The 8,185-nt window shown below is 44.7% G+C and carries 7 protein-coding genes and 1 tRNA gene; 5 read left to right on the top strand and 3 right to left on the bottom strand.

All coding sequences use genetic code 11. From position 1 onward, the window contains the following. Window positions 1-99: 99 nt before the first annotated feature. A tRNA-Tyr gene (locus tag CAG69_RS09625) sits at window positions 100-184 on the bottom strand. A 284-nt stretch (window positions 185-468) separates the two neighbouring features. On the opposite strand from CAG69_RS09625, the gene CAG69_RS09620 reads away from it, so the two are divergent. The 3 genes from CAG69_RS09620 (at window position 469) to CAG69_RS09610 (ending at window position 5,108) form a co-directional block, all read left to right on the top strand. Next, window positions 469-1,578, top strand: coding sequence for an efflux RND transporter periplasmic adaptor subunit (locus CAG69_RS09620; RefSeq protein WP_012842013.1), 1,110 nt, complete (start codon window positions 469-471; stop codon window positions 1,576-1,578). Beyond that, on the top strand, window positions 1,578-4,691 hold the full coding sequence (gene vmeF / locus CAG69_RS09615; RefSeq protein ID WP_046874696.1) for a multidrug efflux RND transporter permease subunit VmeF: 3,114 nt from the start codon (window positions 1,578-1,580) through the stop codon (window positions 4,689-4,691). Before CAG69_RS09620 ends, vmeF begins: the two co-directional genes overlap by 1 nt. Before the next feature lie 219 nt (window positions 4,692-4,910). Beyond that, entirely contained in the window at window positions 4,911-5,108 is a 198-nt protein-coding gene (locus tag CAG69_RS09610) for a type II secretion system protein (protein WP_005390570.1), read from the top strand. 90 nt (window positions 5,109-5,198) lie between these two features. Here CAG69_RS09610 and CAG69_RS09605 read toward each other — a convergent pair whose 3' ends face one another. Then, window positions 5,199-5,774 carry a porin family protein gene (locus CAG69_RS09605; protein ID WP_012842010.1) on the bottom strand — a complete coding sequence of 192 codons (576 nt, stop codon included), beginning with the start codon at window positions 5,772-5,774 and terminating at the stop codon, window positions 5,199-5,201. Window positions 5,775-5,987: 213 nt separating this feature from the next. Between CAG69_RS09605 and CAG69_RS09600 the strand changes: the two genes are divergently transcribed. Beyond that, window positions 5,988-6,305: a DUF1244 domain-containing protein gene (locus CAG69_RS09600; protein WP_005390574.1), complete on the top strand. Its 318-nt coding sequence runs from the start codon at window positions 5,988-5,990 to the stop codon at window positions 6,303-6,305. 64 nt (window positions 6,306-6,369) lie between these two features. On the opposite strand, the gene CAG69_RS09595 is transcribed toward CAG69_RS09600, so the two are convergent. Further along, on the bottom strand, window positions 6,370-7,464 hold the full coding sequence (locus CAG69_RS09595; protein WP_161443932.1) for a PLP-dependent cysteine synthase family protein: 1,095 nt from the start codon (window positions 7,462-7,464) through the stop codon (window positions 6,370-6,372). 138 nt (window positions 7,465-7,602) lie between these two features. Between CAG69_RS09595 and CAG69_RS09590 the strand changes: the two genes are divergently transcribed. Beyond that, window positions 7,603-8,067 (top strand): Lrp/AsnC family transcriptional regulator, encoded by a 465-nt coding sequence (locus tag CAG69_RS09590; protein WP_161443930.1) that lies wholly within the window; start codon window positions 7,603-7,605, stop codon window positions 8,065-8,067. Window positions 8,068-8,185: the final 118 nt, after the last annotated feature.

Raw genomic sequence — 8,185 nt, 5'->3', positions numbered from 1 at the left:
CTCGGGAACCCCTCCAGGGTATTTTTATACTTAAAAGATAGTTTCCCAACCTAGCTTCCAAGTTGTTCTCATGTTTAAAGGAAAACACAAGAAAGAATATGGTGGAGGGGGACGGATTCGAACCATCGAAGGCAGTGCCGGCAGATTTACAGTCTGCTCCCTTTGGCCACTCGGGAACCCCTCCAGAGGATTTTTATACTTAGCAAGATGTTTTCCCAACTCATCTCCCAAGTGCGGAGCGAATCATAGCAAACTCGCTCAGGCTGTAAAGCGTTTTTCTTGCGTTTTTACGTTGAATGCTGTCTTTTTGGGCAAAGATGGTAGAAAGTCAGCGTTTTGTGTGTCCTTTGAACAGAAGAGAAACGCTCTTTTTACTTGAATTTACACTACTTGACGTTAAACCACGTATCTACTGATAAAATGTAAGCAGTTTAATGACATAAGTTTATTCGTTTAGAAGTCAATATCATGAGCATGAAAGCCACGTTATCGTTATCTGTTTTAACGCTTTCTATATTAATGAGTTCTCCATCAGCTTTCGCAGCTATGCGAGGCTCAGCAGTTACCGTCGTAACTGAACAAGTAGAAACGCACGAGATCAATCAATCCTTATCGCTTATCGGTAAATTAGAAGCGGCGGAGTCTGTGGTTGTTGCATCGGAAGTCGCCGGAAAAGTGAATCAAATCGCTGTTAAAGCGAATCAAAATGTCCAACAAGGTCAGCTGTTAATCAAGTTGGATGATGATAAGGCTCAAGCCGCTTTGATTGAGGCAAAGGCGTACCTTAAAGATGAACAACGTAAGCTAAAAGAGTTTCAACGTTTGGTTAAGCGAAATGCTATCACCCAAACTGAGATCGACGCACAAAAAGCAAGCGTTGAAATCGCACAAGCAAGGCTGGACGCCGCTCAAGCAAATTTGGCCGATCTTCATATTACGGCTCCATTCTCTGGCACTGTTGGTTTTATTGACTTTAGTCGCGGTAAAATGGTTAGCGCGGGTACAGAGCTGTTGACCTTGGATGACCTTTCCGTCATGGAGCTTGATTTACAAGTACCGGAGCGCTATTTATCGATGCTTTCTATTGGTATGGAAGTCATTGCCAAAACCAGTGCATGGGGTGAACAGACGTTTACTGGTCAAGTCACAGGCATTGATACGCGGATTAGCTCAGAAACGCTGAACCTGCGTGTGCGTATTGAGTTTGAGAACCCTGAAAACCGCTTAAAACCGGGCATGTTAATGAATGCATCATTGGCCTTCCCAGCGATTGAAGCGCCAATTATCCCGGTTCAAGCACTAGAATACTCTGGCACCAAACGTTACGTATACGTCATCGATGACAACAATAAAGCGACTCGACAAGAAGTCATTCTCGGTGCTCGTGTCGATAACGAAGTCGTTATTGAATCAGGCGTTGAAGTTGGCGACAAAATTGTTGTACAGGGCATCGTTAATATGCGAGATGGTGTTGAAGTTAAGGAAATTGTCGCACCAGGAAAGTCAGAAACAGCTAACGCAACGGGTAATCAAGGTGTTCAAAGCACGCAAGACGAAGCGGCTAAGGAAGCAAACTAATGTTACTTTCTGACGTTTCTGTAAAACGCCCAGTCGCAGCGTTGGTATTGAGTATGCTGCTGTGTGTATTTGGTTTTGTATCCTTTACGAAACTAGCGGTGCGAGAAATGCCGGACATTGAAAGTCCGGTCGTTTCCATTAGTACGCGTTATGAGGGCGCTTCCGCGACGATCATCGAGAGTCAAATTACGTCTGTATTAGAAGATCAGCTTTCAGGCATCAGCGGAATAGATGAGATCAGTTCGACGACGCGAAACAGCAGTTCGCGTATTACGATCACTTTTGAGCTAGGTTACGATCTCAATACGGGTGTTAGTGATGTTCGCGACGCGGTGGCTCGCGCTCAACGTTCGCTACCTGATGAAGCGGACGATCCAATTGTCTACAAGAATAACGGTTCAGGTCAGGCCTCCCTCTATATAAATCTCAGTTCTGCAGAGATGGACCGCACTCAATTGACGGATTATGCCGAACGTGTATTGATGGATCGCTTTAGCTTGATCTCTGGGGTGAGCTCCATTGATCTCTCTGGTGGTTTGTACAAGGTGATGTACGTGAAGCTTAAGCCAGAGCTGATGGCGGGGCGCTCAGTCACGGCTTCGGACATTACATCGGCACTGCGAAGTGAAAACTTAGAAAGTCCGGGGGGTGAAGTTCGTAATGACTCGACAGTCATGTCGGTACGGACAGCGCGTAGTTATAACACGCCGGAAGATTTTCAGTACCTCGTGATTAAAAGGGCAAGCGACAACACGCCTATCTATTTGAAAGATGTCGCTGATGTTTTTATCGGTGCAGAGAACGAAAACTCGACCTTTAAAAGCGATGGCGTCGTCAATGTTAGTTTGGGGGTAGTTCCTCAGTCTGATGCGAACCCGTTAGAAGTAGCAAAATTAGTTCGAGCTGAAGTTGATAACATCCAGAAGTTCTTGCCGGAAGGAACGCGGCTTGCTATCGACTACGATGCGACGGTGTTTATCGAGCGCTCGATAGAAGAGGTATATAGCACGCTATTTATTACGGGCGGTTTGGTTATTTTGGTGTTGTACATCTTCATTGGTCAAGCTCGTGCAACCTTGATCCCAGCTGTTACGGTTCCGGTATCGTTGATTTCCTCATTCATTGCCGCTTATTACTTTGGCTTTTCTATCAACTTAATCACCTTGATGGCGTTGATCCTGTCTATCGGCTTGGTAGTGGATGACGCGATTGTGGTTGTTGAAAACATCTTCCACCATATCGAACGTGGTGAATCGCCTTTGCTTGCGGCCTATAAAGGCACGCGGGAAGTAGGCTTTGCCGTTATCGCGACAACGCTAGTGCTGGTGATGGTATTCCTGCCGATTTCTTTTATGGATGGCATGGTAGGTCTGCTATTTACTGAGTTTTCTGTCTTGTTGGCGATGTCTGTGATTTTCTCGTCTTTGATCGCCCTAACACTAACTCCTGTATTGGGTAGTCAGATTTTGAAGGCGAATGTAAAACCAAATCGATTTAATCAAGTGGTCGATCGCCTATTTAGTAAACTGGAGAGTGGTTACCGCTCATTATTGAAAGGCGCATTGAAAATGCGTTGGGCTGCACCGCTGGTGATTCTGGCGTGTTTGGGCGGCAGTTACTTCTTGATGAACCAAGTGCCAGCCCAGTTGACCCCTCAAGAAGATCGCGGCGTGATGTTTGCGTTTGTGCGCGGGGCTGATGCTACGTCATACAATCGTATGTCAGCCAATATGGACATTGTTGAAGACCGATTGATGCCATTACTCGGGCAAGGGTATCTGAAGTCGTTTAGTATCCAAACGCCTGCATTTGGTGGACAGGCAGGCGATCAAACCGGCTTTGTTATCATGATTCTAGAAGACTGGAACGAGCGAGATGTAACAGCTCAGGAAGCGCTTAACAAAGTGCGTGGCGCACTGGCTGGCATACCTGATGTTCGAGTGTTCCCATTCATGCCTGGTTTCCAAGGTGGTTCGAGTGAGCCTGTTCAGTTTGTATTAGGTGGCTCTGATTACGATGAACTTCTCGTCTGGGCTGAAATGTTGAAAAACAAAGCAGAAGAATCGCCAATGATGGAAGGCGCTGAGATCGATTACTCAGAGAAAACGCCAGAGCTATTGGTTACGGTCGACAGACAGCGTGCCGCAGAACTAGGGGTCAGTGTCAAAGACATCTCTGATACGCTAGAAATCATGCTTGGTGGTAAAAGTGAGACGACTTATGTTGAGCGTGGCGAAGAGTATGATGTGTATCTTCGTGGTGATGAAAACAGCTTTAATAATGCAGCGGATTTAAGCCAGATTTATCTGCGAACTAATAGTGGGCAGTTAGTGACGTTAGACGCGGTAACTAAAATTGAAGAAGTGGCAGCTTCTATTCGTCTATCTCACTACAACAAACAGAAATCCATCACTATTACGGCTAATCTGTCAGAAGGCTACACATTAGGAGACGCGCTGAATTACCTTGATCAACAAGCGATAGACAACTTACCAGGTGACATCTCGGTGAGTTATTCTGGCGAGTCAAAAGACTTTAAAGAGAACCAAGCGAGTGTTGCTGTCGTGTTTGCGTTGGCATTGCTTGTGGCGTATCTCGTGTTGGCGGCTCAGTTTGAAAGCTTCGTGAACCCGTTAGTGGTGATGTTTACGGTGCCGATGGGCGTATTTGGTGGCTTCCTTGGCTTGGTTGTGATGGGGCAAGGCATGAACATTTACAGCCAGATTGGCATGATCATGTTGATCGGCATGGTGACGAAAAACGGCATTTTGATTGTTGAGTTTGCCAACCAGTTGCGAGACCGCGGTGTTGAATTCGAAAAAGCGGTTATTGATGCAGCTGCGCGACGTCTACGCCCGATCTTGATGACAGCATTTACCACGCTTGCTGGTGCTATCCCGTTGATTGTATCGACAGGGGCTGGTTATGAGAGCCGTATTGCCGTGGGTACCGTGATCTTTTTCGGGATGGGATTTGCGACATTGGTGACCTTATTTGTCATCCCGGCTATGTACCGATTGATTTCGGCGAAAACACAGGCGCCAGGCCATGTAGAAGCAGAATTGAACAAAGCACTCAGCCACGATACAAAAGGCCGTATTGCTCATCCTTAGCCGCTGTACGTAAAGCTTTGATTGAAAACACCGAACAAAAGTTGTTCGGTGTTTTTTTATATTGAGAGTGATTACTTATAGATCTAATGATTATTTTTGTTTATTATTTCGCCACTTCTTCGAGGAGCACAGGACTCGCTCATCGTATTGACTGAATGTCGGGTCTTGTTAGGTGTCATGCCGGGAAAGCAGCATATACCTATTATTTGAGGTGTTCTCTTGAAAAAAGTACGTGGTAGTTACATGGTAGAAATGGTTTTAGTTGCGGGTGTTATGGCGTTGTTAGCGACCACTGCACTTCCGACGTTAACGAATGCACTAAAAGATCGTCAAGATGGCATTTTACACTCTCTCGATGCCGGGCAACCAAGTAGCCATGTGAATCAAGAGACAACAGAAAAGTTCTCCGCTCAGTAACTGATGACACACCGTAGATTGTAAAACAAGCCGAGGTAAAAACCTCGGCTTGTTTGTATTTCAATTCTGGTAACTTGGTGCTATCTAATGTCAGAAGCGTTTCCCTAAGCTAACTTGCACACCTTCGTAGCTGTCGTAAAAATCTTCAAAGCCCATATCTGCGACATTATAGATGTACTCTGCGCGCAACCAGATGTCTTTGCTCATATCCCAATGGACACCAGCACCGATATTGAATAGTGCTCCTGAATCATCTGTGACTTTTTGTTGGTTTGGAACGTACATTTCTGCCTGAGTCCCTAACGCGGTCACGCGGCCGAACAAAGAAAGTGGCGTATCGCCAAGGTTATCACTGGTCAATACAGCTGACATACCCGCTTGGTAATAGTGCAAATCCAAATCTGTTTTCAGTTTGTCGTTCTTCAGTTCGTTTTGGGAATAGCGAAGCACACCTTCAAACGCAAGGTATTGATTGACATGATAGCCCCAACCAACAGTGATATGTGGTGTGGACCACTCATTGTCTCTGTCTGAGCCAAAATAGGGCGTATCAAAACCGACGTTACCAGTACCCAGATAAAAATAAGATTGATGAGTTTGTTCTTGAGCAGCAAAAGTCGGCACACTGATGGTCAAGGCAGACAATAATAGAATGGCGTTTTTCATAACTTGACGATAACCTTTGTAAAAGACCGTTGTAATGAGTTGTGTTAATATTAATTTAATCAATAAGATAGATGGCGTTTATCATATCAGCTTTTGCGCAAAGGTAGTCATTTAGACTGGGAATTGTTGCGCTAAAGCAGACTTCCTAGGCTGGAGAACTTACTATTCGGTATGGTGACTAACGTCAATCAAATAAGAGAGAAGGAAAGGAAAGTGGCTGAATTCAAATATAAAAATCTGACTCAAGAAGAACAAGATAAGTTAGACGCGGCGACATTTCGTCGTTTATTGGCGCATTTAGACGCGAATAAAGACGTGCAGAACATCGACCTCATGATTCTTGCGGGCTTCTGTCGCAACTGCTTTAGCAAATGGTACAAAGCCGAAGCGGAAAATCTCGGTGTGGATTTAGATATTGATGACGCTCGCGAACGTGTTTACGGCATGACTTACGATGAATGGAAACAAAATCATCAGCCAGCGGCAACGCCAGAACAATTGGCGGCGTTTGAAGCGCGTCAGAAAAAGTAATACTCATTTCCAAAAAAACAGCCCGCACATCAGCGGGCTGTTTTTTTACATTCGAATTTACATATTAAGCGGTAATTGGACCGCAACATGCAGGTTCGACACAGCCTTTCGCTTGAATGACTTCAAGTTGCGCGAGGTAAGGTTGAATATCACCGATGTTCTCTTTTACCCATGCTAAGTCGTAATACGTATCTAAGTAACGCTCACCAGAGTCACATAAAAGTGTCACGATAGAACCCTTCTCACCGCGTTGTTTCATTTCGCAGGCCAGTTGAAGCACACCGTAGAGGTTCGTCCCCGTTGATGCACCGACTTTACGCCCAATCAGTTGAGAAACCCAATGTGCAGTTGCCACACTAGCAGCGTCTGGAATTTTGCGCATCTCGTCAATAACACCTGCAATAAAGCTTGGCTCGACACGTGGTCGACCGATGCCTTCAATTTTGCTGCCGGTCTCACCTTTTAATGAGTGATTACCTGACTGGAAAGCGTCGTAAAACACCGAGTTTTCAGGGTCTACGACACAAAGTTTGGTGTCGTATTTTTGGTAACGAATAAAACGGCCAATGGTTGCTGACGTACCACCAGTTCCTGGGCTCATTACTACCCAATTAGGAATTGGGTGATCTTCTAGTTCCATTTGGCTAAAGATAGAGTTCGCAATGTTGTTGTTGCCGCGCCAGTCAGTCGCACGTTCAGCATAAGTAAACTGATCCATGTAGTGGCCATTTAACTCTTGAGCCAAACGTCGAGACTCGTCATAAATCTGATCTGAGCGCTCTACAAGATGCGCTTTACCACCGTAAAACTCAATTTGTTCAATCTTTTTACGTGCGGTGGTTTTCGGCATAACAGCAATGAACGGTAAGCCAAGCAAGCGAGCAAAATACGCTTCTGAAACGGCAGTGCTGCCTGAGGACGCTTCAATCACTGTGGTTTCAGGACCAATCCATCCGTTACAAATCGCATAAAGAAACAACGAGCGTGCCAATCGGTGTTTCAGAGAGCCTGTTGGGTGCGTGCTCTCATCTTTTAGGTAGATATCGATACCATCAAGAGAAGGCAGTTCGAGTTTAAATAAATGAGTATCAGCAGAACGTTGAAAGTCTGCTTCAATTTTACGCACTGCATTGTTGATCCAGTTGTGGTCAGTACACATGGCGTCTCTCCTTGGAAATCGATAGATAAGCATTAGATGGGAATAATTTACCTATAATACGAGAGAAAAACTTTGCTATAGTTGCTGGTAATGACTATTTTTATAGAAAAGTTTTCTACACTTTGTGGGTTTTATAGGATGAGTTTGGATCGACTCGATAAGCAGCTGCTTGCGTTGTTACAAACCGACAGCACCTTGTCATTAAATGAGTTAGCAGAGCAGGTTAATCTGACAACAACGCCATGTTGGAAGCGTTTGAAAAGGTTGGAAGAAGAAGGCTACATCGAAAAGCGCGTGGCGTTACTGAGTGCAGAAAAACTCGACCTGTCTTTTATCGCTTTTGTTCAGCTAAAAACCATCGATCACTCTGAAGATTGGTATCACCACTTTGTCACAACAGTGAGTGATTTCCCTGAGGTGATGGAGTTTTATCGTATGGCCGGCGAGTATGACTACATGATGAAAGTGCTAGTCAAAGATATGAAGTGTTTTGACGAGTTTTATAAGCGCTTAGTTAATAGTGTAAAGGGACTGTCTAATGTGACTTCAACATTTGCTATGGAATCCATTAAATATACGACTGAGTTACCACTTCTCAACTAAATAGCTTTATACGAATTTTATTTAATGGTTACTCTATCTGTTAGCATTTTAAATGTTAACAGGTAGCAGGGTTATTCTAACTAAGTTACTTTTTACTGGGTTGGAATAAATATAAACG

Origin of the sequence: Vibrio sp. V43_P6S15P86 (assembly GCF_009904725.1) — a bacterium.
Classification (GTDB): domain Bacteria; phylum Pseudomonadota; class Gammaproteobacteria; order Enterobacterales; family Vibrionaceae; genus Vibrio; species Vibrio diabolicus.
Note: the sequence above shows the minus strand (reverse complement) of the source record. Positions and strands in the feature narration are given on the sequence as shown.

Coding starts and splice junctions, on each gene's coding strand:
- CAG69_RS09620 (WP_012842013.1), top strand. CDS start 469: ATGAGCATGAAAGCCACGTTATCGTTATCTGTTTTAACGCTTTCTATA.
- vmeF (WP_046874696.1), top strand. CDS start 1,578: ATGTTACTTTCTGACGTTTCTGTAAAACGCCCAGTCGCAGCGTTGGTA.
- CAG69_RS09605 (WP_012842010.1), bottom strand. CDS start 5,774: ATGAAAAACGCCATTCTATTATTGTCTGCCTTGACCATCAGTGTGCCG.
- CAG69_RS09595 (WP_161443932.1), bottom strand. CDS start 7,464: ATGTGTACTGACCACAACTGGATCAACAATGCAGTGCGTAAAATTGAA.
- CAG69_RS09590 (WP_161443930.1), top strand. CDS start 7,603: ATGAGTTTGGATCGACTCGATAAGCAGCTGCTTGCGTTGTTACAAACC.